The following is a 26,301-nucleotide window of genomic DNA, read 5'->3' on the forward strand; positions in this document are numbered from 1 at the left end:
CATACCGGCATACCGACAGAACCGCACCGGCAGACAGGAAACCAGGCACGCCATGCATATCGACTGGGCAGCACTCGGCTCCGTCTTCGGGGTCAGCCTCATGGTCACCGTGGCCCTCGTGGGCCTGTTCGCCCTCGGTATCGCCGGACTCTCCAAGGGCGAGTCGGCCACCGCCCAAGGCGGTACCGCGGCCCTCGCCGTCACGGGCGCGTACGCGTGTTTCGCGCTCTGCACGGCGGCCGTGGCCTACGGGATCTGGCTCATCGTCTCCTGACCGGACCGGCGCTCCTCGCGGGCACGGGGCGGCCGCCGCCCCGTGCCCTTCGCGCGTGTGCGGCTGCGCACACTCTCCAGCCCCTGGTCAACGGCTGGTTGACGGGGCCTGCGGGGCATGGTGGACTGCCGGGGCCAAGTACGGCGGCAGGAGAGGAAGCCGGTGCGAATCCGGCGCGGTCCCGCCACTGTCACCGGGGAGCGCTCCCCCGTATCGGACGTCACGGCCCACTGGGGCCTCCCGGGCACGGGGGGGCACGGGGGGAGGGGCTGGAAGGCCGAGGGAGCGCGGATCCGGGAGCCAGGAGACTCTCGCCGTCGTTCCGTCGAGCCAGGGCGCGGACCCTGAGTGAGGACACAGACCGATGCCGGGACGGCACATGGCCGTTTTCCGACGCGGGGTCATATCCCCCGCACTGCCGGGCGCCGTCGGCGCCACCGCAGGCCTTCTGGGCGACCTGCTCTTCTCCGACCCGCGCCGCGGGCACCCCGTCGCGGCCTTCGGCCGCGCCGCGGGCGCCGCGGAGCGGTTGCTGTGGCGCGACCACCGCGGCCGGGGCGCCCTGCACACCGCCCTGTGCGTGGGCGGCGCGGTGGGCCTGGCCCAACTCGCCGTCCACGCGGTGCGCCGCTCCCCCACCGCCTACGCCGCCCTGACCGCCGCCGCCACCTGGGCGGTGGTGGGCGGCACGTCACTGGGCCGCGAGGCTCGCGTGATCGGCGCCGCGCTGGCGGCCGGTGACGTCGAGCGGGCACGCGAGCGGCTGCCGCACCTGTGCGGGCGCGACCCCGAGGCGCTCAACGCCCCGCAGATGGCGCGCGCCGTGGTGGAGTCCGTCGCCGAGAACACCTCCGACGCCGTGGTGGGCGCCCTGCTGTGGGGCGCCGTGGCGGGTGTGCCGGGTCTGGTGGGCTTCAGGGCCGTCAACACGCTCGACGCCATGGTCGGCCACAAGTCGCCGCGCTACCGGCGCTTCGGCTGGTCCGCGGCCCGGCTCGACGATGTCGCGGGCTGGCCGGGCGCCCGGCTGACGGCGGCGCTCGCCGCGGCGCTGGGCGGCCGCCCGGCAGCGGCGGTGCGGGCGTGGCGGGCCGACGCGGGGCGGCACCCGAGCCCCAACGCGGGAGTGGTGGAGGCCTCGTTCGCCGGGGCCCTGGGAGTGCGGCTCGGCGGTGCGCTGTCCTACGGCGGACGCACGGAGCTGCGGCCCGTGCTGGGCGAGCGTGGCCGGGAGGTGGCCGTGGCCGATGTCGAGCGTGCGGTGCGGCTGTCCCGGCGGGTGAGCTGGGGAGCGCTGGCGGTGCTGGTCGTGGGGCGGCTCGCCCTGACGCGGGCGTGCCGGGCGCAGCGGCCGGCCGCGGGCGGCTCGGGCGTCCGGCCGTGGACGGTGCGGGAGGGTGCCGCATGAGCCACGGACTGCTGGTGGCCGGCACCACCTCCGATGCCGGCAAGAGCGTTGTCACCGCCGGGATCTGCCGGTGGCTGGTGCGCAAGGGCGTCAGTGTGGCGCCGTTCAAGGCGCAGAACATGTCGCTGAACTCCTTCGTCACGAACGAGGGCGCCGAGATCGGCCGTGCGCAGGCGATGCAGGCCCAGGCCGCGCGGGTGGAGCCGAGCGTGCTGATGAACCCCGTGCTGCTGAAGCCGGGCGGCGACCAGCTCAGCCAGGTGGTGCTGATGGGCCACCCGGTCGGCGAGCTGAGTGCGCGCGGGTACCACGGCGGGCGCCAGGAGCAGTTGCTCGGCACCGTGCTGAACTGCCTGGAGGAGCTGCGCGCCGCGCACGACGTGGTGATCTGCGAGGGGGCGGGGTCGCCCGCCGAGATCAACCTGCGGCGCACGGACATCGTGAACATGGGCCTGGCCCGTGCCGCGGGGCTGCCCGTCCTGGTCGTCGGCGACATCGACCGCGGCGGCGTCTTCGCGTCCTTCTTCGGCACCCTCGCCCTCCTGGACAAGGCGGACCAGTCGCTGCTGGCCGGTTTCCTGGTCAACAAGTTCCGCGGCGACGTGACCCTGCTCGACCCGGGCCTGGCCACGCTGCGTGGCCTCACCGGGCGGGCCACCTACGGGGTGCTGCCGTTCCAGCACGGCCTCGGCATCGACGAGGAGGACGGGCTGCGCATCTCGCTGCGCGGCACCGTGCGGGAGAGTTCGTCGGCCGGGCCGGTCGGCGCGGACGTGCTGCGGATCGCGGTCTGCGCGGTGCCGCTGATGTCCAACTTCACCGATGTGGACGCGCTGGCGGCGGAACCCGGCGTCGTCGTCCGGTTCGTGGACCGGGCGGAGGAGATGGCCGACGCGGACCTGGTGATCGTGCCGGGCACCCGCGGGACCGTCGGCGCACTGCGCTGGCTCGAACGCCGCGGGCTCGCGAAGGCGCTGGTGCGGCGGGCCGCCGAGGGCCGTCCCGTGCTCGGGATATGCGGCGGTTTCCAGTTGCTGGGCGAGCACATCGACGACACCGACCGCGTCGAGTCCCGCGAGGGCTCCGCCGACGGCCTCGGCCTGCTGCCCGTACGGGTGCGCTTCGTCCGGGAGAAGACCCTCGCACGCCCGCGGGGGCAGGCCCTCGGCGAGCAGGTGGACGGCTACGAGATCCACCACGGGGTCGCCGACGTGCAGGGTGGTGAGCCGTTCCTCGACGGCTGCCGGGTCGGCTCCGTGTGGGGGACGCACTGGCACGGCTCCCTGGAGTCGGACGGATTCCGGCGGGCGTTCCTGCGGGCCGTCGCGGACACCGCGGGACGGCGTTTCGTACCGGCTCCCGACACCTCGTTCGCGGCGCTGCGCGAGGAGCAGCTCGACCGGCTCGGCGACCTGATCGAGGAGCACGCCGACACCGACGCCCTGTGGCGGCTCATCGAGTCGGGCCCGCCGACGCGGCTGCCGTTCGTCCCGCCGGGAGCCCCGTGAGGACACCTGCGCGTGCGCGGGTCCTGACGAGCCCACCGCCGAGCGCGGGGCGCCCCGCGGGACCGCCCCCGGCAGCAGCCGGGGACGGCGGGAGCACCGGGCCCGGCGCAACCACCGGGAGACAAGGACGAGCCCTGCCCGTGAAACCGAACAACAGCACTTCCGCGACTGCCACACGAAGGAGCGAGCCCCGGTGAGCCCCCCCTATCCCTTCACCGCCCTCGTCGGACAGGACGGGCTCCGGCTCGCCCTGCTCCTGAACGCCCTGTCTCCGGACGTGGGCGGGGTCCTCGTCCGCGGCGAGAAGGGCACCGCGAAGAGCACCGCGGTCCGGGCGCTGGCGGCGGTGCTGCCCCAGGTACGGGTCGTCACCGGCTGCCGGTTCAGTTGCGACCCCGACGCGCCCGACCCGCGCTGCCCGGACGGCCCGCACGCGTCCGCCCCGGGCGCGGCGCGGCCCACCAGGATGGTGGAGCTGCCGGTCGGCGCCTCGGAGGACCGGGTCGTCGGCTCGCTGGACATCGAGCGGGCGCTGGCGGAGGGCGTGAAGGCCTTCGAGCCGGGCCTGCTCGCGGACGCGCACCGCGGCATCCTCTACGTGGACGAGGTCAACCTGCTGCACGACCACGTCATCGACCTGCTGCTCGACGCCGCCGCGATGGGCTCCTCGTACGTGGAGCGCGAGGGCGTCTCCGTGCGGCACGCGGCGCGGTTCCTGCTGGTCGGCACCATGAACCCGGAAGAGGGCGAGTTGCGCCCGCAGCTACTGGACCGGTTCGGCCTCACCGTGGAGGTCAGCGCCTCCAGGGAGCCTGACGAGCGCGCCGAGGTGGTGCGGCGCCGGCTCGCCTACGACGCGCAGCCGGCGGCCTTCGCGGCGCGCTGGGCGGACGAGGAGAAGCAGCTTCGCGAGCGGATAGCGGTGGCGCGCGCGCTGCTGCCGCAGGTCGTGCTCGGTGACGCCGTGCTGCGGCAGATCACGGCGACCTGCGCGGCCTTCGAGGTCGACGGGATGCGCGCGGACATCGTGATGGCCCGTACGGCAACGGCCCTGGCCGCCTGGGCGGGCCGTACCGAGGTGCTCCAGGAGGACGTGCGCACGGCGGCGCTGCTGGCGCTGCCGCACCGCCGTCGCCGCAACCCCTTCGACGCTCCCGGACTCGACGAGGACAAGCTCGACGAGACGCTGGAGCGGTACGGGCAGCAGGACGAACCCCGGGCGGAGCAGGAACAGGAGCCGCAGGGCCCCGCCGACGACGCCGGGCAGCCCGGTGACGGGGGCACGGACGACGACCCGGATCCGGGCGGGCCCGGCGGCGGGGGCGCGCCCCCCGCGGACGGCGGCCCCGCGGACGGCGGCCCGCCGCCTGCGCCGGCCGGCCAGGCCCCGTCGGAGCCGGCCGCGCAGCCGCCCGACTCCGACGCCCCCGGCGTCCCCGCGCAGTCCCCGCCGCCGGCCTCCGGCGGTGTGGAACAACCCCCGGTCCAGGCCGCAAAGCCGTTCCGCACCAGGCTGCTGACCGTCCCGGGTCTGGGCGAGGGCGCGGCGGGCCGGCGGTCGCGGGCGATCACCGAGCAGGGCCGCACCACCGGTGCGCGGCAGCCGCGCGGCGCGCTGACGAAGCTGCACCTGGCCGCCACCGTGCGCGCCGCGGCACCGCACCAGCGGGCCAGGGGCCGCTCGGGCGCCGGTCTCGTGGTGCGCCGGGCGGATCTTCGGCAGGCGGTCCGCGAGGGCCGCGAGGGCAATCTCGTGCTGTTCGTGGTCGACGCCTCGGGGTCGATGGCGGCGCGGCGCAGGATGGGCGCCGTGAAGGGCGCGGTGCTCTCGCTGCTGCTCGACGCCTACCAACGGCGGGACAAGGTGGGACTGGTGACGTTCCGTGGTGCGGCGGCGGACGTGGCGCTGCCGCCGACCTCCTCCGTGGACGCCGCCGCGGCCCGGCTGGACGCCCTGCCGACCGGCGGCCGCACTCCGCTCGCGGCCGGTCTGCTGCGCGCTCACGAGGTGCTGCGGGTGGAGCGGCTGCGGGACCCGGCGCGCCGGCCGCTGCTCGTCGTCGTCACGGACGGGCGGGCCACCGGAGGCACGGACCCGGTGGGCCGGGCGGGCCGGGCGGCGGGGCTGTTCGCCTCGGACGGCACGGCGTCCGTGGTGGTGGACTGCGAGACGGGGCCGGTGCGGCTCGGTCTCGCCGGCCGCCTGGCCGGCCGGCTCGGCGCCACCACCGTCACGCTGGAGGAGCTGCGCGCCGACGTACTGGCCGGGCTGGTCAGGGACGTCCGCGGGGCGGCGCGCACCACGGGCGGCACGGCGCCGCAGCCCCCGCACACGGCGGGCGGCAGCGGGCCGCAACCGCCGCTCACCCCGGGCGCCGTCGGCGCCGCGGGTCGTCTGCGTACCGACAGGAGGGCCGCATAGTGCCGCAGGGACAGCCTGCCGTCGTCCCGGACGACGGCCTCACCACGCGTCAGCGACGCAACCGTCCGCTGGTGCTGGTGCACACCGGCCCGGGCAAGGGCAAGTCGACCGCCGCGTTCGGGCTCGCGCTGCGCGCCTGGAACCAGGGCTGGCCGGTCGGGGTCTTCCAGTTCGTCAAGTCGGCGAAGTGGCGGGTCGGCGAGGAGAACGCCCTGCGGGTGCTGGGCGCCTCCGGGGAGGGCGGCTCGGTCGCCTGGCACAAGATGGGCGAGGGCTGGTCGTGGATCCAGCGTCCGGCCGGCGCCGACGAGTCGGGCCAGGAGAGCAACGAGGCCAAGGCCCGGGAGGGCTGGGAGCAGGTCAAGCGCGACCTGGCGGCCGAGACGTACCGGCTGTACGTGCTCGACGAGTTCACCTATCCGATGCACTGGGGCTGGATCGACACCGACGAGGTGGTCTCGGTGCTCCGGGAGCGGCCCGGCATGCAGCACGTGGTGATCACCGGCCGGAACGCCCCGGAGCCGCTGCGGGACCACGCCGACCTGGTGACCGAGATGGCCAAGGTGCGGCATCCCATGGACAGCGGCCAGAAGGGGCAGAGGGGCATCGAGTGGTGAGCGGCCTCCCGATGGCGCCCGTGGCACGGGCGGTGGCGCGGTGACGGCGGTGCCGCGGCTGGTCATCGCCGCGCCCGCCTCGGGCAGTGGCAAGACCACGGTCGCCACCGGCCTGATGGCGGCCTTCGCGGAGAGCGGCCTCGCCGTCTCCCCGCACAAGGTCGGCCCCGACTACATCGACCCGGGCTACCACGCGCTGGCCACCGGCCGCCCGGGCCGCAACCTGGACGCGTTCCTGTGCGGCACGGAGCTGGTCGCGCCGCTGTTCGCGCACGGCGCCGCGGGGTGCGACCTCGCGGTCGTCGAGGGCGTGATGGGCCTGTTCGACGGTGCGTCCGGGCGCGGTGAGCTGGCCTCCACGGCACAGGTCGCGGCCCTCCTGGAGGCGCCGGTGGTGCTCGTCGTGGACGCCTCCGCGCAGTCCCGCTCGGTGGCCGCGCTGGTGCACGGCTTCGCGTCCTGGGACCCCGGTGTGCGGATCGGGGGCGTGATCCTCAACAAGGTGGGCTCGGACCGGCACGAGGCGCTGCTGAGGGAGGCGCTCGACGCGTCCGGGGTGCCGGTGCTCGGCGCGTTGCGGCGCGCCGAGCAGGTGCGCACCCCCTCCCGGCACCTCGGCCTGGTGCCGGCGGCCGAGCGGCGTGCGGAGGCGCTCGAGGCGGTGCGGGCCATGGCCGGGCAGGTACGGGCCGGCTGCGACCTGCCCGCCCTGCTGGCCCTGGCCAGGAGCGCCGGCGATACCGCGGCCGACGCCTGGGACCCGGGCGCGGCGCTCGCCGCGGCCGGCGCGGCGCCGGGCGCCCGGCGGACCCGGCGCCCGCGGATCGCGGTGGCAGGCGGTCCGGCCTTCACGTTCTCCTACGCCGAGCACGTCGAGATGCTGACGGCGGCGGGTGCGGAGGTGGTGTTCTTCGATCCGCTGCGGGACGAGCAGTTGCCCGACGACGCGGACGGCCTGGTGATCGGCGGCGGCTTCCCGGAGGTGTACGCGCCGGAGCTGTCGGCGAACGAGCCGCTGCGCAAGGCCGTCGGTGCGCTCGCGCTGTCCGGGGCGCCGGTGGCGGCCGAGTGCGCGGGCCTGCTGTATCTGGCGCGGTCCCTGGACGGTGCGCCGATGTGCGGGGTGCTGGACGCCGACGCCCGGATGACACCGCGGCTGACGCTGGGGTACCGGGAGGCGGTGGCCGTCTCGGCGAGCACGCTGGTGGCCGCGGGCACCCGGATGCGCGGGCACGAGTTCCACCGCACGGTCCTCGAACCGGGCGCCGGCCAACGGCCCGCATGGGGTCTCGGCGGCGGCGAGCGGCGCGTCGAGGGCTTCGTCCAGCAGGGGGTGCACGCCAGCTATCTGCACACCCACTGGGCCGCCCGGCCCGAGGTGGTGCGGCGCCTCGTCGACAGTTGCGGGCGCTCGTGACCGGCCGGTGCGCGGCGCCGGCGCCCTCAGCCGGCGGCCGCGCCGATCACCACCCACATCAGCGCCGCCCCGGCGACCGTGCACAGCAGGGTCGAGCGTGCGGGGTGGCGGTGGCTGGCCTCCGGCAGGATCTCGGCGGCCGCGATGTACAGCAGCACGCCTCCGAAGAACCCCAGGTAGCAGCCGAGTGCCTGCTCCGGGATGCTGAACAGCAGCGTGGACGCGGCGCCCAGGACGGGTGCCAGCGCGTCCGCGAACAGCATCGCCACGGCACTGCGGCGCGCGTTGCCGTAGGCCCGCGTCACGGTGTACGTGTTGAAGCCGTCCGCGAAGTCGTGGGTGACGACGGCGAGTGCCACCGTCAGGCCCATGGCCTCGTCCACCTGGAAGGACGCACCGATCGCGACACCGTCGGCGATGCTGTGCCCGACCATCGCCGCGGCGGCGCCGATGCCCACCTGCGGCACCTGGTCGGGCCGGTGCGCGCCGTGCTCCGCCTGCCGCATGGCGAGCAGCCGTTCGACGACGTGTGCGACGAGGAAGCCCGTGACGAACAGCAGCAGGGCGGCCGGTACGCCGAAGACGTGCTCTCCCGCGCCCTCAAGGGCCTCCGGCAGCAGGTCGAAACCGACCACGCCGAGCATCAGGCCGCCGGCGAAGCCGAGCACGAGGTGGCGCCGGTCGGCGACGTACTGGGCCGTCCAGCCGCCGACCAGCGTCATGAGGAAGCAACCCAGTGCCACGAGCACGACCATGGTCCTTTGGTAGCCGATCGGTCCGCGCCGTGCACACGCGGGGTGCCCGAAGGGCCGCTGGTCGTCGGGGTGGGCGCCGCGACGGGCGTGTCGGGGGAGGAGGTGCTCGCTCTGGTGACCGGTGTGCTCGCGGCGGCGGGGCTGCCGCTCGCCGCGGTCGCCGAGTTGGCGACCGTCCAGGCGCGTGCGGCGGAGCCGGGGCTGCGTGCGGCGGCGGCGTTCCTCGGTGTGCCGCTCGCGGCGTATCCGGCCGGGGCGCTGGCGCGCGTGCGGGTGCCCAACCCGTCGGCCGCGGTGCGGACGGCGGTCGGCACCGCGTCGGTCGCGGAGGCCGCCGCGCTGCTGCGGGGCGGCCGGCTGCTGGTGCCCAAGAGCACTTCGGCGCGCCACCCGGCGAGGGCGACCTGTGCGGTGGCCCGCCTGCCGGTCCCCGCGCCCCGGGAGGACCGGACGGGCCGGCGGGACCGGCGGGACCTGGCCGGCCGGCGGGAGGAGGGCCTGTGAGCGGGGGCCACGACCTGCGGCACCACGGCGACGCGGAGGTGCGCGACGGCGCTTTCGTCGACCTGGCCGTGAACGTCAGGACCGGCACTCCCCCGCCGTGGCTGCGCGCCCGGCTCGCCGCGTCGCTCACCGGGCTCGCGGCGTATCCGGACGACCGTGCCGCGCGGGCGGCGGTCGCGGCCAGGCACGGCGTTCCGGCCGACCGGGTGCTGCTGACGGCCGGTGCCGCTGAGGCGTTCGTGCTGCTGGCACGGGCGCTGAAGGTGGCCAGGCCCGTGGTGGTGCATCCGCAGTTCACCGAGCCGGAGGCGGCGCTGCTGGACGCCGGGCACAGCGTCGGCAGGGTGCTCCTCGACGAACGCGACGGCTTCCGGCTGCGGCCCGCGGCGGTGCCCGAGGACGCGGATCTGGTCCTCGTCGGCAATCCGACCAATCCGACGTCCGTGCTGCACCCGGCCGCGGATGTCACCGCACTCGCGAGGCCCGGCCGGCTGCTGGTGGTGGACGAGGCGTTCATGGACGCGGTGCCGGGCGAGCCGGAGTCGCTTGCGGGGCGCACCGATGTGCCGGGGCTCGTGGTACTGCGCAGCCTGACCAAGACATGGGGCCTGGCGGGGCTGCGGATCGGCTACGTCCTGGCGGCCCCGGAGACCGTGGCGGCCCTGGCGCACGCCCAGCCACTGTGGCCGGTCTCCACGCCCGCGCTCGCCGCCGCCCTGGCCTGTGTGGAGCCGCACGCGCTCGCGGAGGCCGAGCGCGCTGCGGGTACGGCAGCGGTGGACCGGAACCACCTGGTCGCCGGGCTCACCCGGCTGGCCGAGGCGGCCGGCGGCGCCGCGCGCGGGCCGCGGGTGGTCGGGCCGGCCCGGGGCCCGTTCGTGCTGGTGCGGCTGGCCGGTGCGGAGGCGGTGCGGGCCCGGCTGCGGGAGCGGGGCTTCGCGGTGCGCCGCGGCGACACCTTCCCCGGGCTCGGGCCCGAGTGGCTGCGGATCGCGGTACGGGACCGGGCCACCACGGACCGGTTCCTGGCCGCGCTGGCCGAGGTGCTCTGAGCGCCGGGGCCCGGGTCCGTGGCGGCGCACCGCCGCCACGGGCCTGCACTGCCCTGCCGCACGCGCCCCGCGCTCCCGACCACCGCGGGTGGGACCCGCCTCCGACGGGCCTGCGGCGGGGCGCTCCCGCCCGTGCCGCGCCGCCGTCCGGGCCCCACCGCGTCCGCCCGCCGCACCGCCCCCCGCACAACCCCCGCACCGCCCGCCGAGCGGTGCCGTCAGCCGACCGCGCGGCCGTTCAGCACGATCTGCCGCGGGTCCGCGAGCACCCGTACGTCGGCCCGCGGGTCCGTGTCGTAGACGACCAGGTCGGCGGGGGCGCCCTCGTCGAGTCCCGGGCGGCCGAGCCAGGCGCGGGCGCCCCAGGTGGCGGCGGAGAGGGCCGCTACGGGCGGCAGGCCGGCGCGCACCAGCTCCAGCACCTCGCCCGCCACCAGGCCGTGCGCCAGCCCGCCCCCCGCGTCGGTGCCCGCGTAGACGGCGATCCCGGCGTCGTGGGCGGCCCGCACGGTGGCGTAGCGGCGCCTGTGGAGCCGGCGCATATGGTCCGACCAGCGCGGGTACCTGCCCTCGGCGCCGGCGGCGAGATCGGGGAAGGTGGCGATGTTGACCAGCGTCGGCACGATGGCGACGCCCCGCTCCGCGAAGAGCGGGATGGTCTCCTCGGTGAGCCCGGTGGCGTGCTCGACGCAGTCGATGCCGGCCTCCACCAGGTCGCGCAGGGACTCCTCGGCGAAGCAGTGCGCGGTGACCCGGGCGCCGAGGCGGTGTGCCTCGGCGATGGCCGCCCGAGCCGCGTCGCGCGGCCAGCACGCGGTGAGGTCGCCCTCGGCGCGGTCGATCCAGTCGCCGACGAGCTTGACCCAGCCGTCGCCGCGGCGCGCCTCCCGGGCGACGTAGGCCACGAGGTCGGGCGGCTCGATCTCGTGGGCGTAGTTGCGGATGTAGCGGCGGGTGCGGGCGATGTGCCGTCCGGCACGGATGATCTTCGGCAGGTCGTCGCGGTCGTCGATCCAGCGGGTGTCGGACGGGGAGCCGGCGTCGCGCAGCAGCAGGGCGCCCACGTCGCGCTCCGTGCGGGCCTGGCGCTCCGCGGTCTCGGCGGACACCGGGCCGTGGGCGTCCAGGCCGACGTGGCAGTGCGCGTCCACGAGGCCGGGCAGCACCCAGCCGGTGACGGTGCGCACGTCGCGGGCGGTGGCCGGCCTGTCGTAGGTGATCCGCCCGCCGACCACCCACAGTTCGTCCCGTACGTCGTCGGGCCCGGCGAGGACGCCGCCCTTCACGTGCACCACCGCGCCGTCGTGGGACGGCCCGCGGGGCGTCGGCCGGGTGCCGGGGAGCGCCTGGTGGTCCGGGAGAGCCTGATCCGTCATGCCCGCAGCTTAGGAGGCGCCGCCCGGGGGCCGGGCCGCGGAGGGGGCCTACGCTCTGACCGGCGGCCGGGCCGCGGAGCGGAGCGTGTCGCACCGGGCCGTGCCCACCGCCCGAGCCGCACCGACAGACCCGGAGGCATACCTGTGACGCATCCCTTCCTCGATCTGGCTCCCTGCACGGCGGCGCAGTTCGCCGGTGTGGAGCGGCGCCTCGCCCGGTTGCTGGCGACCGCGCACGACGTCGTGATCATGCAGGGCGAGGCGCTGCTGCCGCTGGAGGGCTGCATCCGCGGCGCCGCGGGGCCCGGCACCACCGCGCTGAACGTGATCACCGGCCCCTACGGGCAGACGTTCGGCGGCTGGCTGCGGGACTGCGGGGCGACGGTGGTGGACCTCGCCGTGCCGTTCCACACGGCGGTGACCCCGGAGCAGGTCGCCGAGGCGCTGGCCGCCCGCCCCGAGATCGACTTCGTGTCCCTGGTGCACGCCGAGGCGGCCACCGGCAACACCAACCCGGTCGCGGAGATCGGCGAGGTGGTGCGGGCGCACGGCGCGCTGTTCATGGTGGACGCCGTGGCGTCCGTGGCCGCCGAACCGCTGCTGCCGGACGTCTGGGGCGTGGACCTGTGCGTGGTCGGCGCGCAGAAGGCGATGGGCGGCCCCGCCGGGGTCTCCGCGGCGGTGGTGAGCGAGCGGGCCTGGCAGCGGATGGCCGCCAATCCCCGCGCGCCCCGCCACTCGTACCTGTCGCTGCTCGACTGGAAGGAGCGGTGGATCGACGCAGGGCGTGCGGCGCTGCCGCACGCCCCGGCGCAGCTTGAGATGCTCGCGCTGGACGCCTGCCTGGACCGCATCGAGCAGGACGGTCCCGACGCGGTGATGGCACGGCATGCCACCGCGGCGGCCGCCACCCGGGCCGGTGCGGTCGCGCTCGGCGGTGGTCTCGCACCGTTCGTGCACGAGGCGCGCGCCGCGGCCCCTGTGGCCACCACGCTGCGGGTCCCCGCTGGTCACGACGCCGCGCGGCTGGTGGCGGCGGCACTGGCCATCGATCCGGCGCTGCCGCTGGTGGCGGGCGGTGGCGCCCTTGCGCGGGAGATGATCAGGGTCAACCACTACGGTCCGAACGCGGGCCGCGGCCCGGTACTCGCCGCTCTCACCGCGCTCGGCGAGGCGCTGGCCGAATCCGGCGCCCCGGTGGACCTCGCCGGCGCCCGGGAAGCGGTGGCGCGGTCCTGGACGGGCTGAGCGCCGCGGTGCCGCACGGGCCCGGTGGAACGTGCGGCACCCCTGCCCGGAGTGGGGCGCAAGGCCCACCGCGACCACAAGGGATTACCCTCCCGCCGCTTGCGCCACGCGCGTTCCCATGGCTCCGACCCAGCTTCGACACGGCCTCTTCACGGTTCTTTATCGTGAATTTGACATGACCCGTACGGTCGAATTAAAGAATACGTTTCATCGCAGCTTCCCGTATTCTTCTGCCCCGTTTCCGCGATGCTAAACACCCCTCTTCTCAGTGCCCGGGTCATGCAATTCTGGTTGATCTCCGTTGCGTTACGCACATGTGACCAACCCCACACCACGCCCGGTTCCTCCCGAAAATACCGGGCAAAACACCCGCCTCACATGCTCGCCGAGCGGGCCTCGCGCACGCGCGATAGCATAAAAGCGGCTAGTGCGTAACCCCTCCTCGCGATGCATTTTTAGAAATTGCTCGGTAAATTCAATAACCATGACCGCCGCACAAGCAGACCTGCAAGCGCAATTCCTGGAAATGCCAGAGGGCGTGCGGCTCGACTCTCCGCGGGTAGCGGACGGAGCCACTCTCTGGCGGATCGCCAGGGATTCCAGGACCCTTGACCTCAACTCTCCGTACAGCTACCTGCTGTGGTGCCGTGACTTCGCCGGCACATCCGTCGTGGGGCGCGGCCCCGACGGTGAGCCGGTCGGCTTCATCACCGGCTACATCCGGCCGGAACGGCCCCGCACCCTGGTCGTGTGGCAGGTGGCCGTGGACGACAGCCACCGCGGCAGGGGCCTCGCCGCCGCGCTGCTGGACGGCCTGACCGCACGGGTCTCCGCCGATCGTGGCCTGATCGGACTGGAGACGACCGTCACGCCCGGCAACGTCCCCTCGGAACGGCTGTTTACCTCGTTCGCCAAGCGGCACTCGGTGCCATTGGAGCGCGAGGTCCTCTTCCCCGCAGGTGTGTTCCCGGAGGGTGACCACCATGACCCCGAGGTGCTGTACCGCATCGGCCCCCTGGACTTCTGAGCCCGCGCGTCCCCCACGCCGGGCCCCCTGCACCGAGAACCTCCCTGACACCCCTCACATCCCAGATCCCAGGAGCATGCTGTGACCATCACCCAGCCGGACCTGAGTGTCTTCGAGACCCTGGAGTCGGAGGTGCGCAGCTACTGCCGCGGCTGGCCCACCGTCTTCGACCGCGCACAGGGCAGCCGCCTGTACGACGAGGACGGCCACGAGTACCTGGACTTCTTCGCCGGAGCCGGATCGCTCAACTACGGCCACAACAACGCCGTGCTCAAACGCGCCCTCATCGACTACCTGGAGCGCGACGGGATCACCCACGGCCTGGACATGTCCACCACCGCGAAGCGCGCCTTCCTGGAGTCCTTCCAGAGCATCGTGCTGCGCCCCCGCGACCTGCCCTACAAGGTCATGTTCCCGGGCCCGACGGGCACCAACGCCGTCGAGTCGGCCCTGAAGCTGGCCCGCAAGGTCAAGGGCCGCGAGGCGATCGTCTCGTTCACCAACGCCTTCCACGGCATGTCGCTGGGCTCCCTCGCGGTCACCGGCAACGCCTTCAAGCGGGCGGGCGCCGGCATTCCGCTGGTGCACGGCACACCCATGCCGTTCGACCACTACCTGGACGGCCGGGTGCCGGACTTCCTGTGGTTCGAACGACTGCTCGAAGACCAGGGTTCCGGACTGAACCAGCCCGCCGCCGTGATCGTGGAGACGGTGCAGGGCGAGGGCGGCATCAACGTCGCGCGTCCCGAGTGGCTGCGCGGCCTCGCGGAGCTGTGCGCACGCCGCGACATGCTGCTCATCGTCGACGACATCCAGATGGGCTGCGGCCGTACGGGTGCCTTCTTCTCCTTCGAGGAGGCGGGCATCACCCCCGACATCGTCACCGTCTCGAAGTCGATCAGCGGCTACGGGCTGCCGATGTCGCTGTGCCTGTTCAAGCCGGAGCTGGACGTCTGGGAGCCCGGCGAGCACAACGGCACCTTCCGCGGCAACAACCCGGCCTTCGTCACCGCCTCCGCGGCCCTGGAGACCTACTGGACCGACGGCTTCGCCATGGAGAAGCAGACCCTCTCCCGCGGCCAGCAGGTCGCCGAGGCGCTGGGCACGATCCAGGACGAGCACCGCGGGGAGATCAAGGAGCACCGCGGCCGGGGCCTGGTGTGGGGTATGGAGTTCCACGACAAGCAGCGCGCGGGAGCGGTCGCGCGGCGCGCCTTCGAGCTGGGGCTGCTGGTCGAGACGTCGGGCCCGGAGAGCGAGGTCGTCAAGCTCCTCCCGGCCCTCACGATCACCCCCGAAGAACTGGACGAGGGGCTGCGCACCCTCGCCCGTGCGGTGCGCGAGACGGGCTGACCCGGCCGCGCGCCCGACCACGTCGAAACCACGTTCCGAAACCGGCCACCTAGATGGCAGAGCACAGAGAGAAGGCGTAGAGCCACCGTGATCGTCCGATCTTTCAAGGACATCGAGGGAACCGACCGGCACATCAAGTCGAAGTCGGGCACCTGGGAGAGCAAGCGGATCGTGCTGGCGAAGGAGAAGGTCGGCTTCTCCCTCCACGAGACCATCCTCTACGCGGGTACGGAGACGTCGATGTGGTACGCGAACCACATCGAGGCCGTGCTCTGCGTGGAGGGTGAGGCCGAGCTGACCAACGACGAGACCGGCGAGAAGCACTGGATCACACCCGGGACGATGTACCTGCTGGACGGCCACGAGCGGCACACCATGCGGCCCAAGACGGACTTCCGGTGCGTCTGCGTCTTCAACCCGCCTGTGACCGGACGGGAGGACCACGACGAGAACGGTGTGTACCCACTGCTCACGGAGGAGGCCTGAGCGATGACCGTCACCCCCGAGAAGACCAACGACCTGTACCCGAGCCGCGGCGCGACGGAGGTCTCCACCCCGCGCCAGGACCCGGTCGTCTGGAGCGATCCGGACGCCCCGGGCCCGATCGGCGCCCAGGACCTCCACTCCTACGAGCGTGACGGTTTCCTGGCCGTCGAGGAGCTCATCACCCCGGACGAGGTGGCCACCTACCGCGCCGAACTCGACCGCCTGGTGTCCGACCCCAGGATCCGCGCCGACGAGCGCTCCATCGTGGAGCCGAAGTCCCGGGAGATCCGGTCCGTCTTCGAGGTGCACAGGATCAGCGAGGTGTTCGCGGAGCTGGTGCGCGACGAGCGGGTGGTGGGGCGCGCCCGGCAGATCCTCGGCTCGGACGTGTACGTCCACCAGTCGCGGATCAACGTGAAGCCGGGCTTCGGCGCATCCGGGTTCTACTGGCACTCGGACTTCGAGACCTGGCACGCGGAGGACGGCCTGCCGCGCATGCGCGCCGTGTCCGTGTCGATCGCGCTCACCGAGAACCACGACACCAACGGCGGGCTCATGATCATGCCCGGCTCGCACCGGACGTTCCTCGGCTGCGCCGGCGAGACGCCGAAGGACAACTACAAGAAGTCGCTCCAGATGCAGGACGCGGGCACCCCGTCCAACGAGGCGCTGACCGGCTTCGCCGAGAAGCACGGCATCAAGCTCTTCACCGGCAAGGCGGGCTCGGCGACCTGGTTCGACTGCAACTGCATGCACGGGTCCGGCGACAACATCACGCCGTTCCCGCGCAGCAACGTCTTCATCGTCTTCAACAGCGTGGAGAACGAGGCGGTCGAGCCCTTCGCCGCCCCCGTCCGCCGTCCCGACTTCATCGGGGCGCGCGACTTCACGCCGGTGCGGTGACGCCGGTGCGGTTACACCGATCGGCGGCGCCGGCCGGTGGCGCCCCTTCCACACGGCCGCGCGAAGGCCCGGCGTCCTCGGGATGCCGGGCCTTCGCCGTGCGCGCCCCGCACGGCGGCGGGCGTCAGAGGGCGGGGTAGTCCGTGTAGCCCCGTGCGTCGCCGCCGTAGAAGGTGCCGCGGTCCGGGGTGTTGAACGGGCCGCCGCCGCGCAGCCGCTCGGGCAGGTCCGGATTGGCGAGGAAGAGCGCGCCGAAGGTCACGACGTCCGCCGTGCCGTCCTCGACGAGCAGGAGCGCGTCGGGTCCTGTGGGCTCGCCGCCCGTGAACGGGTTGAGCAGCAGGGCGCCGGAGAACAGGCCGCGCAGCTTCCGGGTGAGGCCGCGGCCGGCCGCGCTGGTCTCGGCGATGTGCAGGTAGGCGAGGCCGAGCTGGTCCAGCTCCTTCACCAGCGCGGTGTACGCGGGCTCGGGCTCCGGTTCGTCGATGTCGTTGAAGGTGCCGCCGGGCGTCACGCGCACGCCCGTGCGGTGGCCGCCGATCGCGGCGGCCACCGCCTTGGCGGTCTCCGCGGCGAACCGGACGCGCCCCTCCACCGAGCCGCCCCACTCGTCCGAGCGCCGGTTGGAGCCGGGGGCCAGGAACTGGTGGATGAGGTAGCCGTTGCCGCCGTGCAGTTCCACGCCGTCGAAGCCGGCGTCGACGGCGTTGCGGGCCGCGGCGGCGAAGTCGGCGATGGTCCCGCGGACCTCGGCACCGGTCAGCTCCCGCGGCGTGACGAAGTCCTTCGGGCCCTGCGGAGTGAAGACCTGCCCCTTGGCGGCGATCGGCGAGGCGCCGACGTTCACCAGTCCCTCGGGCAGCAGCACCGGGTGTCCGATGCGGCCTGAGTGCATCAACTGCGCGAAGATCCGTCCACCGCGCGCGTGCACCGCGTCGGTGACCCGCCGCCAGCCCGCGACCTGCTCCGCCCCGTGCAGACCGGGGGTGTTCGGGTACCCCTGGCCCACCGGCGAGGGCTGGATCCCCTCCGTGACGATCAGGCCGGCACCGGCCCGCTGGCCGTAGTACACGGCCGCCAGCTCCGTGGGCACCCCGTCCCCGCCCGCTCTGCTGCGGGTCATCGGTGCCATGGCGACACGGTTGGCGAGGGTCAGGCCCCCGAGGTCGACGGGATCGAACGCAGTGGTCATCGGGCACTCCCGGGGGACTCTTCTGTGATCGGCCGGTCAGCAGAACGTCACCGAGTACCGCGGTCATTCCGGCGGCGGGCCCCTGGGCGGATGTGGAAACACCGCGTTCACGTTGTCCGCGGCCGCCCGTGCGCAGGGGGCCCGTTCAAACCCGCGAAGGTGACCCGGCAGGGGGCCGGGGACCCGTCAGGAGGCCAGGGCGTCCAGGAGGCGGTCGACGTCACGGGCGGAGTTGTAGAGGTGGAAGGAGGCCCGCAGGTTGCCCGCGCGGTCGGAGACCTCTGTGCCCGCACCGCTCAGGTCCGCCTGGCGGTGCCCCAGGCCCGGCACCGAGACGATCGGTGAGCCGGGGGCGGGCAGGCTCTGGTGGCCGAGACGGGCGAGACCGGCCCGGAAGCGGTCGGCGAGGCCCAGGTCGTGGCTGCGCACGGCCTCGGTGCCCAGTTCCTCGAGCAGGGCCAGCGAGTGGCGGGCCCCCGCGTAGGCGAAGAGGCTGGGGCTCTCGTCGAACCGGCGTGCGGAGTGGGCGAGTTCCCGCACCGGGCCGTAACAGCTCTCCCAGGGGTGTTCGCCGGCCACCCAGCCCGCGAAGACGGGGGTGAGTCCGCCGTGGTCCTCGGGGACCACCAGGAAGGCCACCCCGCGCGGGCACAGGAGCCATTTGAAGGCGACGGCCGCCACGTAGTCGTACTCCTTCGCGTCCAGCGGCAGCCAGCCCGCGGCCTGCGAGGCGTCGACGAACGTACGCGCGCCGTGCGCGCGGGCGGCCTCGCGGAGGGCGGGCAGGTCGGCGATCCGGCCGTCCGCGGACTGCGCGGCGCTGACCGCCACGAGGGCGGTGCCGGGACGGACGGCCTCGGCGACGTCCTCCAGGGCAACGGTGCGCACCTTGAGGTCGGGGCGCATGTGGAAGGCGGTCACCACCGAGCTGAAGTCGTTGTCGACGGTGACGACTTCCGCGCCCTGCGGCAGGGCGGCGGCGATGAGGCCCGCGTAGACGGCGACGGAGGCACCGGCGGCGACCCGGGTGGCCGGGACGGACACCAGCCGGGCGAAGGAGGCACGGGCCCGCTCCACGTCCTGGTACAGCTCGTCGGAGGGCTCGCCCCTGGCCACGGTCTGCGCGGCGCGGTGCATGGCCTCGACGGTACGGGCCGGGAGGAGGCCGGTGCTCGCGGTGTTCAGGTAGGTGGTGCTGGGCGTGAACTCGGCGGGGGCGAGGCTCTGCGCGAAGGGCTCCATGACTCCACTGTGGGGCCTGGGCGCGCGCTGGTCCATCGACTGTCCGTGCGCAGCGGCGCAAGAGCGCGGCGCGCGCTTTCCACGCCGCCGGGTGAGGACCGCCACCGTGCACCGGCTCCCCTGGCCTCGGCGGGGCTCAGGACGCGGGGCGGGTGGGCGGGCGCACCGGCGCGCGGGGCCCTTCCGCGCCGGCCCGTCCTGGCGGGTGGGCACCCGGACGGGCGCCCACCCGGACGGGTCACCGCTCCAGGCGTCCGTCGAAGCGCCGCGGCAGCCCCAGCGGGTTGTCGTCGCGCAGCTCCGGCGGGAGCAGGGCCTCCGGCGTGCCCTGGTACGTCACGGGCCGCAGCCAGCGCTCGATGGCCGTCGCGCCCACGGAGGTGGACGTCGAGGTGGTGGCCGGGTACGGCCCGCCGTGGTGCTGGGCCGGCGCCACCGCCACGCCCGTCGGCCAGCCGTCCACCAGCACGCGCCCGGCCAGCGGCGTCAGCTCCGCGAGCAGCTCGGCACCGCGGCCGTCCTCGCCCGCCGCTTCGCCGGCCGACAGGTGCACGGTCGCCGTGAGGTTGCCGGGCAGCCGGGACAGCACCGCCGCGGCCTCGGCGTCGTCCTCGTAGCGGGCGAGGACCGTGACGGGGCCGAAGCACTCCTCCAGCAGCAGGTCGTGCGCGCCGGGCTCGGCGAGCCGGGCGGCGGGCACGGTCAGGAAGCCGGCGCTGACGGTGTGCTCGCCACCCGCGCCCGGCGTCACCGGTGCCTCCACGCCGGGCAGCGCCGCGCGCTCGGCGACCCCGGCGACGAAGTTGTCCCGCATCCGGTGGTCGAGCAGCACCCCGGCCTCGGTGTCGCTGACCGCGTCGGTGAGCGCCTTGACCAGCCGGTCGCCCCCGGCCCCGGACGGCGCGAGCACGAGCCCCGGCTTGACGCAGAACTGCCCGACGCCCAGCGTCATGGAGCCCGCGAGCCCGGCGCCGATCTGCTCGGCGCGCTCCGCGGCCGCGGACTCGGTGACCACCACGGGGTTCAGCGAGCCCAGCTCGCCGTGGAAGGGGATCGGCACGGGCCTGGCGGCCGCCGCGTCGAAGAGCGCACGGCCGCCGCGCACCGAGCCGGTGAAGCCGGCGCCGGCCACCAGGGGGTGCGTGACCAGTTCGACGCCCGCCTGGAAGCCGTGCACCAGGCCGACCACGCCCGCCGGTACGCCGTGCTGCTCCGCGGCGCGCCGCAGCAGTGCGGCGACCAGCTCGGACAGGGCCGGGTGGTCCGGGTGGGCCTTGACGACCACGGGGCAGCCCGCGGCGAGCGCGCTCGCGGTGTCACCGCCGGCCACCGAGAAGGCGAACGGGAAGTTCGAGGCCGAGTAGACGGCGATGACCCCGAGCGGGACCTTGTAGCGGCGCAGGTCGGGGATCGGCGGGGTGGCGGTGGCGTCCGGGTGGTTGATCACCACGCCCAGGAACTCGCCCTCGTCGACGACGTCGGCGAAGGCCCGCAACTGATAGGTGGTGCGGGCCAGCTCACCGGTCAGCCGGGCGGGACCGAGTGCCGTCTCGGCGTCCGCTGCCTCCACGAGCTGGTCCTTTGCGCCGTCGAGCACATCGGCGGCGGTCCGCAGGAAGGCCGCGCGCACCGCCCGGTCGGCGAGGGCGCCGCGCGCGGCGTGCGCCGCGCGGACGGCCTGGTCGACCTCCTGGGCCGTGGCCTCCACCGCAACCTGCTCGCGCTGCTTCCCGGTTCGGGGGTCGACACTCCAGACTGCTGCTGCCACCGCGGATTCCTCCAGATGTATGCGACTCATCAGGGCGGCTTGTTCAGCCTCGTTCGATATACTGAACGCTGTCTCTGATGATGAATCTGCTTCTGGAGACTATATCTTCCAGTTATCTTCCAGTTCCAGGCGAACGAAGGGGTCAAGGACGATGGCGGCAGTCGAGGCGGGCGGTGGGGCGCAGGTCAAGTCCGCGGTGCGGACGGTTGAACTGCTGGAGTACTTCGCGGGCCGCCCCGGGATGCACTCACTGGCCGCCGTCCAGGAGGCCGTCGGGTACCCGAAGTCCTCCCTGTACATGCTGCTGCGCACCCTGGTCGACCTCGGCTGGGTCGAGACGGACGCCACGGGCACACGGTACGGCATCGGGGTGCGCGCCCTGCTCGTCGGCACCTCCTACATCGACGGTGACGAGGTCGTGGCGGCGGCGCGGCCCACGCTCGACCGGCTCTCCGACGACACCACGGAGACCATCCACCTGGCCCGGCTCGACGGCACGAACGTCGTCTACCTCGCCACCCGCCAGTCCCAGCACTACCTGCGGCCCTTCACCCGGGTGGGCCGCCGGCTGCCCGCCCACTCCACCTCGCTCGGCAAGGCTCTGCTCGCCACGCACTCCGACGAACAGGTGCGCAAGATGCTGCCGGAGACGCTGCCCGCGCTCACCGAGCACACCACCACCGACCGCGAGAAGCTCATCGAGGAGCTGCACCAGGTGCGCGAGCAGGGCTTCGCGGTGGACCGCGAGGAGAACACGCTCGGGCTGCGCTGCTTCGGCGTCGCCATCCCGTACCGCACGCCCGCCAGGGACGCCATCAGTTGCTCGGTACCGGTGGCGCGGCTCACCCCGGCGCACGAGCAGATGGTCAAGGACGCCCTCTTCGACGCCCGCGACCGGCTGACGCTGGCGACCAGGAGGCTCTGACCGGCCCGGTGCCCCGGGCCGGCTCGCACCGCACCGGGCGCCCGCCGCACCCGCCGGCGCCGGACGCCCCGCCGGCGCGGCCTGCGTCAGCCCCGCGGGGACGCCCCGCGGCCTGCGTCAGCCCCGCGGGGCGTCCGGTCGCCCGGTACGCCTGCGCGGTGTGCCGCGCCACCCGGCGGACCGGGCCTCACCCCCGCTGCTCGTCCCACTCGGCCCGGGCCTTGTCGAGCTGGTCGGCGAGGGTGTCCAGGAAGTCCTTCGCGGACTCCCGGCCGAGCAGCACCTTCTGCAGGTTGGGCTCGTTGTCGGCCTTGCTGACGGTGTTCCAGTCGGGCAGGTAGTAGGGCAACTGGACGATCCTGGTGCTGCCGTCGCCCAGTGCGTCGGCGGCGAGGGCGGTGGCCTCGGACTCCCGTACCCAGGAGTCGCCCACGGCCTCGGTGTTGGCCGGGATCGCTCCCGCGGCCCGGTTCCACCTGCTGTTGGCGGCGTGCGAGAGGGCGAACTCGATGAACGTCCAGGCCGCCGCCTTGTTTTTACTCGACCGGAAGAGGCCGAGCCCGTCGACGGGGTTGGAGACCTGCACCCGGGTGCCGTCGGCCAGCGCGGGGTTGGGCAGGCCGCGGAACCTGCGGGGCCCCAGCGCCTTCAGATGCTCCTGGTAGGAGCCCAGGTTGTGGCTCAGCATGCCGATCCGGCCGCTGTCCCACTGGGCGACCATCTTCCTGAAGTCGTTGTTGACGTCGGCCTCGGGCGTGTCCTTCCCGTACAGCCCGAGGTACTTCTCCAGCGCGGCGACGTTGCGCGGGTCGTTGACGGTGGTCGTCGTCGCCCCGCCCGCGGAGGTCTTCCAGAACGAGGTGATGCCGGACTGGCCGTACATCGCGTCCAGCGCCGGCGCGATGGAGCCCTCGCCGCCGCGCAGGGTGAACCCGAACCGGTTGCGGGCCCCGTCGGTGAGCCTGTCGGCGGCCGCGTAGAACCTGTCCCAGGTGGTGGGCGCCGCAAGGCCCGCGGCCCTGAACAGGTCGGTGCGGTACCAGAGCGTGCCGTTGTTCGCGGAGGTCGGCACCGTGTAGAGGCGGTCGCCGCCGCCCGCCGACCGGACGCTGTCGAGCATGCTCCCGTTCAGCTTGCCGTCCAGGGGGCTGCCTTCGAGGCGCTCGTCCAGCGGTTCAAGCGCGCCCTGCGCCGCGATCCCGGCCAGCATCGCCGTCTGCACCCCTCCCACGTCCGGCAGTCCGCCGCCCTGGATGGCGGTGTCGTACTTGGACTGCGCGCTCTCGGCCGGGATGCCGACGTACTTCACGTGGATGTCGGGGTGCGCCTTCTCGAAGCGGGCGATGATCTCCTTCCAGACGTCGGTGCGGACCCCGCCGTTGTTGTCCCAGAAGGTGATCTCGCCCTTCCCCGTTCCCTCGGCGCCCCGGTCGCCGCCGGCGCCGCTGCCGTCGTCGCCGCAGGCGGTGGCGGTCAGCGCCAGGACCGCGGCCAGGGCGGCGGCCAGGGCGGCGCGGCTCCCGTGCCGGCCGCGCGGCGTGGGCGCCGGCCCCGGGCCGCCGCGGGTGATGCGGTGTGTGGTGCCCGTTCTGGTCATGAGCTCTCCTCTTCAGCGGTGTCGCCGTGCGGATGGGAACGCCGGGCGGGCCGGACGGGCGGGCGGTGGCGGACCCGGCGGGCGGTGGGGCGGGTCAGGCGCCCGGCGGCTGCCGCCGGGCCCAGGCCGCGCCCAGCTCGGCGTAGCCGCTGAGCCGGTCGGCGGCGGCCGCGACCAGGCCGTCGATGCCGCGCACGACGCGCCGGGGGCCGCGCGCGCCCGGCGCCGAGTACCAGGCGTCCGGCGGCAGCGGCACGGGATCGGGCGCCCGTCGAACCGCTTCAACGACCCGCATGAAGGCACCCGTCGTGTGCACGTCGGCCAGGAGGGCGGCGCGGCCCGCCAGATGGTCGACCAGGTTCTCCAGCAGGTCCGTGCGCCCGTGCAGGCGCTCCTCGGGCGGCCGCCCGGCGCGCTCCACACGGACCCGGTCCTGCTTGTACCAGAAGGTGAGGCGCCCACGGCTGCCGTGCACCGTCACATAGGGCTCCCCGGGCTCGGCGGCGCACAGCGTGGCGGCGACGGCAACCCGGCTGCCCCGGGTGGTGGTGACGCGCACCCACGAGGTGTCGTCCGATTCGATGTCGTGCGCCCGGAACAGCTCGGTCTCCACCCGCGCGACGTCGGCGGCGTGCACCGCGCCGTCCAGCGCGAGTGCCGTGGCCACGGCGTGCGCCAGCGGGTTGGTCAGCGCCCCGTCGACCACGTCCACGCCGTCGAGCCGGCGCCGGCCGGCCCAGGGCGCACGGCGGAAGTACGCCTCCTCGCGCACCCAGGCGCCGGCCGCCCCGATGCCCAGCGGTTCGCCGATCGCCCCGTCCGCGACCAGGGCCCGGATCGCCGGCAGGGCCGCTGACCCCAGCGACTGGAAGCCGATCTGGCAGGCCACCCGGGCCCCGGCCACCGCCTCGGTGAGCGTCCTGAACTGCGCGTAGGACGGGGCGGGCGGCTTTTCGAGGAGCAGGTGCACACCGTGTTCCACCGCGGTCAGGGCCAGTTCGGTGTGGGTGTGGATGGGGGTGCAGACGACGGCGGCGACGGGCGCGGTGGCGGCCAGCAGCGTCCGCAGGTCGGCGGACTGCGCCGGTGCGCCGAACCCGTCGGTCTCGGCCTCCGTCAGCGGGGTCAGCTCGCAGATGCCGACCAGCCGCACCCTGCCCAGGTCCTGCAACCGCCGGATGTTCTCCAGATGGCTGCGGCCGTGCCCGCGGGCGCCCACCAGGACCACCGGTACCGGCTGTCCCGACGGCTCCCCGCGGCCCGGCACGGGCTGCCCGCCACCGGGACCCCGTTTGGCGCTCACCCCTTCACCGCCCCGGCGCTGAAGCCCGTGACCAGCCACTTCTGGATGAAGGCGAAGACGACCACCACCGGCACCGCGGCGATCACCCCGCCCGCCGCCAGCGCCCCGAGGTCGACGCTGTCCGCACCCATCAGGGTGTTCAGGCCGACCGGGATGGTCTGCTTGTCCTGGTCGCTGAGGAACATCAGGGCGAACAGGAAGTGGTTCCAACTGTGCACGAAGGCGAAGGAGCCCACGGCGACCAGCCCGGGCCGCAGCAGCGGCAGCACCACGGCGCAGAAGGCCCGCAGGCGCCCGCAGCCGTCGACCCAGGCGGCCTCCTCCAGCGCGTACGGCACGTTCTTCACGAAACCGCTGAGCAGCATCATGGACAGCGGCAGTTGGAACACCGTCTCGGCGACCACGACGCTGCCCAGGGAGTTGATCATCCGCAGGTGGGCGAAGATCTGGAAGAGCGGCACCAGCATCAGCGCGCCCGGGATGAACTGCGAGCACAGCAGCGCGAGGGTGAAGCCGCGTTTGGCACGGAAGTCGAAGCGTGCGAGGGCATAGCCGCCGGCGAGTGCCACGAGGGTGGTCATCAGCAGCGAGCAGGCGCCGACGGCCACGCTGTTGCCGAAGTAGGTGCCGAAGCTCCGCTCGGTCCACACCTTCGCGAAGTGCTCGGACGTCAGCGGCCACGGCACCAGCGAGGTGGAGCCCGCCGGGCGCAGCGCGAAGAGCAGCATCCAGTAGAACGGGACGAGGGTGAACAGCAGGTAGAGGGCGAGCGGGAGGTAGAGCCCCCAGCGGGGCAGGTCGCCCGCCGAGCGCCGGGGGCGGAGCGCGCCCGCCGGGTGCGCGGGCCGGCCGGAGACGACCGGCCCGGCCGGCCCCGTCCCTGTCGGCCCTGCGGGTCTCGCGGGTCTCGACGGCCTGCTCATCGGGCCTCGCCCCCGAACTTGCTCAGCCGCAGGTACACCAGCGAGCCGAAGAGCAGGATCACGAAGGCCACCGTGGTCAGCGCGGAGGCGTAGCCGAAGTCGTGCGAGTCCACGGCGATGGAGGCGATCCGCAGCGGCAGGGTGGTGGTCTCGCCCGCCGGGCCGCCGCCGGTGAGGGTGTAGAGCAGGTCGACGTTGTTGAACTCCCAGACCGCGCGCAGCAGCGTGGACAGGATGATGGCGTCCTTGAGGTGCGGCAGCGTGATGTGGAGGAAGCGCCGCAGCCGGCCGGCGCCGTCCACCTCGGCCGCCTCGTAGAGGTCCCTGGGCACGGATTGGAGGTCGGCGAGGATGAGGATGGCGAAGAACGGCACCCCGCGCCAGAGCTCGGCGACCACCACCGCCGGGAAGACGGTGCCGGTGTCCGAGAGCCAGGAGGTGCCGTAGGAGCCCATGCCGAGGTCGGCCAGATAGCGGGTGACACCGGTCTGGGAGTTGTAGAGCAGCAGCCAGATGGTGGAGGTGAGCACACCGGAGACGGCCCAGGGCGAGAAGACCAGGGCGCGCGCCGGCGCCCTGCCCACGAAGCTCTGGTGGACCAGCAGGGCGAGCCCGAGGCCGAGGAGCAGTTGGAGCGCCACCTGCGCGGCGACCCACCGGAGGCTGAAGCCCAGCGTGGGGAGGAACTGCGGATCGCCGGTGAGGGCGGTGACGAAGTTGCCGAGGCCCGCGAAGCCGTTCCGCCAGGGCTTGGTGGGGTTGTGGTGCCGCAGGCTGTAGTAGAAGACGCTGAGCACCGGGTAGGCGATGAAGCCCAGCATCAGCAGCCCGGCCGGCGCGATCAGCAGGTACGGCAGGCGGCGCGGCACCGCTCCGGTGCGGCTTCGCCGGGCACGGGCCGGTGGGGGCTTGGGCACCGGGGACTTCCGTGGCACGGCGGCGGCGTGGGCCATGACTGCTCTCCGTTCTCGGATCGTCGGAACAGGGCGGTGCATGACGTG

Annotated in this window: 23 protein-coding genes and 1 riboswitch; of the genes, 14 read left to right on the forward strand and 9 right to left on the reverse strand. The window is 74.1% G+C overall.

The features are described from left to right. The first annotated feature begins 52 nt into the window (after positions 1-52). The 6 genes from IE313_RS06095 (at position 53) to IE313_RS06120 (ending at position 7,646) form a co-directional block, all read left to right on the forward strand. Positions 53-274 (forward strand): hypothetical protein, encoded by a 222-nt coding sequence (locus tag IE313_RS06095; RefSeq protein ID WP_189929900.1) that lies wholly within the window; start codon positions 53-55, stop codon positions 272-274. 153 nt (positions 275-427) lie between these two features. Further along, a riboswitch (cobalamin riboswitch) is annotated at positions 428-584 on the forward strand. Between the two features lie 69 nt (positions 585-653). Further along, on the forward strand, positions 654-1,682 hold the full coding sequence (locus tag IE313_RS06100) for a cobalamin biosynthesis protein (protein ID WP_189929901.1): 1,029 nt from the start codon (positions 654-656) through the stop codon (positions 1,680-1,682). Continuing rightward, the gene (locus IE313_RS06105) at positions 1,679-3,190 is read left to right on the forward strand and encodes a cobyric acid synthase (protein ID WP_189929902.1); all 1,512 of its coding nucleotides are present in this window, start codon (positions 1,679-1,681) and stop codon (positions 3,188-3,190) included. Before IE313_RS06100 ends, IE313_RS06105 begins: the two co-directional genes overlap by 4 nt. Before the next feature lie 193 nt (positions 3,191-3,383). Continuing rightward, on the forward strand, positions 3,384-5,612 hold the full coding sequence (locus IE313_RS06110; protein WP_189929903.1) for a putative cobaltochelatase: 2,229 nt from the start codon (positions 3,384-3,386) through the stop codon (positions 5,610-5,612). Further along, complete coding sequence (gene cobO, locus IE313_RS06115) at positions 5,612-6,229, forward strand: cob(I)yrinic acid a,c-diamide adenosyltransferase (RefSeq protein WP_189929904.1); 618 nt, start codon at positions 5,612-5,614, stop codon at positions 6,227-6,229. The genes IE313_RS06110 and cobO overlap by 1 nt, the downstream gene beginning before the upstream one ends. A gap of 40 nt (positions 6,230-6,269) precedes the next feature. Next, positions 6,270-7,646 (forward strand): cobyrinic acid a,c-diamide synthase CobB, encoded by a 1,377-nt coding sequence (locus IE313_RS06120; protein WP_189929905.1) that lies wholly within the window; start codon positions 6,270-6,272, stop codon positions 7,644-7,646. A 26-nt stretch (positions 7,647-7,672) separates the two neighbouring features. Here the strand turns inward: IE313_RS06120 and IE313_RS06125 are convergent, their stop codons facing one another. After that, positions 7,673-8,401, reverse strand: a complete 729-nt coding sequence (locus tag IE313_RS06125; protein WP_189929906.1) for a ZIP family metal transporter — start codon at positions 8,399-8,401, stop codon at positions 7,673-7,675. A gap of 42 nt (positions 8,402-8,443) precedes the next feature. On the opposite strand from IE313_RS06125, the gene IE313_RS34985 reads away from it, so the two are divergent. Both IE313_RS34985 and cobC read left to right on the forward strand, forming a co-directional pair. Continuing rightward, the gene (locus IE313_RS34985) at positions 8,444-8,905 is read left to right on the forward strand and encodes a cobalamin biosynthesis protein (RefSeq protein WP_308439144.1); all 462 of its coding nucleotides are present in this window, start codon (positions 8,444-8,446) and stop codon (positions 8,903-8,905) included. After that, entirely contained in the window at positions 8,902-9,957 is a 1,056-nt protein-coding gene (gene cobC, locus IE313_RS06135; protein ID WP_189929908.1) for an Rv2231c family histidinol phosphate aminotransferase CobC, read from the forward strand. Before IE313_RS34985 ends, cobC begins: the two co-directional genes overlap by 4 nt. Before the next feature lie 218 nt (positions 9,958-10,175). Here cobC and IE313_RS06140 read toward each other — a convergent pair whose 3' ends face one another. Continuing rightward, complete coding sequence (locus tag IE313_RS06140) at positions 10,176-11,252, reverse strand: amidohydrolase family protein (protein ID WP_229924457.1); 1,077 nt, start codon at positions 11,250-11,252, stop codon at positions 10,176-10,178. Between the two features lie 225 nt (positions 11,253-11,477). Here IE313_RS06140 and IE313_RS06145 point away from each other — a divergent pair, with 225 nt between their 5' ends. The 5 genes from IE313_RS06145 (at position 11,478) to thpD (ending at position 16,350) form a co-directional block, all read left to right on the forward strand. Beyond that, positions 11,478-12,581 carry a pyridoxal-phosphate-dependent aminotransferase family protein gene (locus IE313_RS06145; protein WP_189929910.1) on the forward strand — a complete coding sequence of 368 codons (1,104 nt, stop codon included), beginning with the start codon at positions 11,478-11,480 and terminating at the stop codon, positions 12,579-12,581. 484 nt (positions 12,582-13,065) lie between these two features. After that, positions 13,066-13,608, forward strand: coding sequence for a diaminobutyrate acetyltransferase (gene ectA, locus IE313_RS06150; RefSeq protein WP_189929911.1), 543 nt, complete (start codon positions 13,066-13,068; stop codon positions 13,606-13,608). Positions 13,609-13,689: 81 nt separating this feature from the next. Beyond that, positions 13,690-14,961: a diaminobutyrate--2-oxoglutarate transaminase gene (gene ectB / locus IE313_RS06155; RefSeq protein ID WP_189929912.1), complete on the forward strand. Its 1,272-nt coding sequence runs from the start codon at positions 13,690-13,692 to the stop codon at positions 14,959-14,961. 87 nt (positions 14,962-15,048) lie between these two features. Further along, the gene (locus IE313_RS06160; RefSeq protein ID WP_189929913.1) at positions 15,049-15,447 is read left to right on the forward strand and encodes an ectoine synthase; all 399 of its coding nucleotides are present in this window, start codon (positions 15,049-15,051) and stop codon (positions 15,445-15,447) included. A gap of 3 nt (positions 15,448-15,450) precedes the next feature. After that, positions 15,451-16,350 carry an ectoine hydroxylase gene (thpD, locus tag IE313_RS06165; RefSeq protein WP_189929914.1) on the forward strand — a complete coding sequence of 300 codons (900 nt, stop codon included), beginning with the start codon at positions 15,451-15,453 and terminating at the stop codon, positions 16,348-16,350. Positions 16,351-16,474: 124 nt separating this feature from the next. On the opposite strand, the gene IE313_RS06170 is transcribed toward thpD, so the two are convergent. From IE313_RS06170 to IE313_RS06180, 3 genes are all read right to left on the reverse strand, one after another. Next, complete coding sequence (locus IE313_RS06170) at positions 16,475-17,542, reverse strand: alkene reductase (protein ID WP_189929915.1); 1,068 nt, start codon at positions 17,540-17,542, stop codon at positions 16,475-16,477. Positions 17,543-17,728: 186 nt separating this feature from the next. After that, positions 17,729-18,784, reverse strand: coding sequence for an aminotransferase class V-fold PLP-dependent enzyme (locus IE313_RS06175; protein WP_189929916.1), 1,056 nt, complete (start codon positions 18,782-18,784; stop codon positions 17,729-17,731). Between the two features lie 238 nt (positions 18,785-19,022). After that, positions 19,023-20,582 carry an aldehyde dehydrogenase (NADP(+)) gene (locus IE313_RS06180; protein WP_189929917.1) on the reverse strand — a complete coding sequence of 520 codons (1,560 nt, stop codon included), beginning with the start codon at positions 20,580-20,582 and terminating at the stop codon, positions 19,023-19,025. A gap of 121 nt (positions 20,583-20,703) precedes the next feature. Between IE313_RS06180 and IE313_RS06185 the strand changes: the two genes are divergently transcribed. Further along, complete coding sequence (locus tag IE313_RS06185; protein WP_189929918.1) at positions 20,704-21,477, forward strand: IclR family transcriptional regulator; 774 nt, start codon at positions 20,704-20,706, stop codon at positions 21,475-21,477. A 187-nt stretch (positions 21,478-21,664) separates the two neighbouring features. On the opposite strand, the gene IE313_RS06190 is transcribed toward IE313_RS06185, so the two are convergent. The 4 genes from IE313_RS06190 to IE313_RS06205 form a co-directional block, all read right to left on the reverse strand. Continuing rightward, on the reverse strand, positions 21,665-23,074 hold the full coding sequence (locus tag IE313_RS06190; RefSeq protein ID WP_189929919.1) for an ABC transporter substrate-binding protein: 1,410 nt from the start codon (positions 23,072-23,074) through the stop codon (positions 21,665-21,667). A gap of 94 nt (positions 23,075-23,168) precedes the next feature. Further along, positions 23,169-24,341 carry a Gfo/Idh/MocA family protein gene (locus IE313_RS06195; RefSeq protein WP_229924459.1) on the reverse strand — a complete coding sequence of 391 codons (1,173 nt, stop codon included), beginning with the start codon at positions 24,339-24,341 and terminating at the stop codon, positions 23,169-23,171. Between the two features lie 32 nt (positions 24,342-24,373). Then, positions 24,374-25,300 carry a carbohydrate ABC transporter permease gene (locus IE313_RS06200; protein WP_189929921.1) on the reverse strand — a complete coding sequence of 309 codons (927 nt, stop codon included), beginning with the start codon at positions 25,298-25,300 and terminating at the stop codon, positions 24,374-24,376. Further along, positions 25,297-26,253 (reverse strand): carbohydrate ABC transporter permease, encoded by a 957-nt coding sequence (locus tag IE313_RS06205; RefSeq protein WP_189929922.1) that lies wholly within the window; start codon positions 26,251-26,253, stop codon positions 25,297-25,299. The genes IE313_RS06200 and IE313_RS06205 overlap by 4 nt, the downstream gene beginning before the upstream one ends. Between the last annotated feature and the right edge of the window lie 48 nt (positions 26,254-26,301).

The sequence above is a fragment of the Streptomyces sulfonofaciens genome (assembly GCF_014656295.1).
GTDB lineage: Bacteria > Actinomycetota > Actinomycetes > Streptomycetales > Streptomycetaceae > Streptomyces > Streptomyces sulfonofaciens.

Excerpts from the sequence above, each read along its gene's own strand:
- IE313_RS06095 (WP_189929900.1), top strand. The coding sequence starts at position 53 with ATGCATATCGACTGGGCAGCACTCGGCTCCGTCTTCGGGGTCAGCCTC.
- IE313_RS06100 (WP_189929901.1), top strand. The coding sequence starts at position 654 with ATGGCCGTTTTCCGACGCGGGGTCATATCCCCCGCACTGCCGGGCGCC.
- IE313_RS06105 (WP_189929902.1), top strand. The coding sequence starts at position 1,679 with ATGAGCCACGGACTGCTGGTGGCCGGCACCACCTCCGATGCCGGCAAG.
- IE313_RS06125 (WP_189929906.1), bottom strand. The coding sequence starts at position 8,401 with ATGGTCGTGCTCGTGGCACTGGGTTGCTTCCTCATGACGCTGGTCGGC.
- ectA (WP_189929911.1), top strand. The coding sequence starts at position 13,066 with ATGACCGCCGCACAAGCAGACCTGCAAGCGCAATTCCTGGAAATGCCA.
- thpD (WP_189929914.1), top strand. The coding sequence starts at position 15,451 with ATGACCGTCACCCCCGAGAAGACCAACGACCTGTACCCGAGCCGCGGC.
- IE313_RS06170 (WP_189929915.1), bottom strand. The coding sequence starts at position 17,542 with ATGACCACTGCGTTCGATCCCGTCGACCTCGGGGGCCTGACCCTCGCC.
- IE313_RS06175 (WP_189929916.1), bottom strand. The coding sequence starts at position 18,784 with ATGGAGCCCTTCGCGCAGAGCCTCGCCCCCGCCGAGTTCACGCCCAGC.
- IE313_RS06180 (WP_189929917.1), bottom strand. The coding sequence starts at position 20,582 with ATGAGTCGCATACATCTGGAGGAATCCGCGGTGGCAGCAGCAGTCTGG.
- IE313_RS06185 (WP_189929918.1), top strand. The coding sequence starts at position 20,704 with ATGGCGGCAGTCGAGGCGGGCGGTGGGGCGCAGGTCAAGTCCGCGGTG.
- IE313_RS06190 (WP_189929919.1), bottom strand. The coding sequence starts at position 23,074 with ATGACCAGAACGGGCACCACACACCGCATCACCCGCGGCGGCCCGGGG.
- IE313_RS06200 (WP_189929921.1), bottom strand. The coding sequence starts at position 25,300 with ATGAGCAGGCCGTCGAGACCCGCGAGACCCGCAGGGCCGACAGGGACG.
- IE313_RS06205 (WP_189929922.1), bottom strand. The coding sequence starts at position 26,253 with ATGGCCCACGCCGCCGCCGTGCCACGGAAGTCCCCGGTGCCCAAGCCC.